General features: G+C 62.5%; 1 protein-coding gene. It reads right to left on the bottom strand.

What is annotated here, in order from left to right:
• A partial coding sequence (locus tag TU76_RS24360) for an ABC transporter permease (RefSeq protein ID WP_048352717.1) occupies positions 1-518 on the bottom strand: 518 nt, incomplete at both ends.

Raw genomic sequence — 518 nt, forward strand, 5'->3', positions numbered from 1 at the left:
AACTCCACCAGCATGTGCAGGGCAATCAGTAGAGAGCCGGCCAGCAGCGAGGGCCAAAGCAGCGGCAAGGTGATCCGGAAAAACACCCCCCAGCGGCTCTGTCCCAGTGTACGGGCCGATTCTTCCAGGGCTGGGTCCAGGTTGCGCAGGGTGGCTGCGACCGGCAGGAAAATCAGCGGGTACTTGGACAGGCCCATGACCAGAATGGCTCCGCCCAGGCCCTCGAAGCTCGAGCTGAGCGAGACCCAGGTAAAGCTGCTGACGAACGCAGGGACGGCAAACGGCAAGCACAGGATCACGCCCCACAGGCGTCGTCCCGGCAGGTTGCTGCGCTCCAGCAACCAGGCCAGCGTAAGCCCGAGCAGTGCGCAGGTCACGGTGACGCCGACCATCAGCATCAATGTGTTGCGCATCAAGCCAAAGACATAAGGCCGCCACAACAGGTTCACCGCTTGTGCCCAGCCGGCCTCCCAGGTTTTGCTGCCGACATACCACAATGGCAACAGGCTTAAGCCCAC

Origin of the sequence: Pseudomonas psychrophila (genome assembly GCF_001043005.1) — a bacterium.
Classification (GTDB): domain Bacteria; phylum Pseudomonadota; class Gammaproteobacteria; order Pseudomonadales; family Pseudomonadaceae; genus Aquipseudomonas; species Aquipseudomonas psychrophila.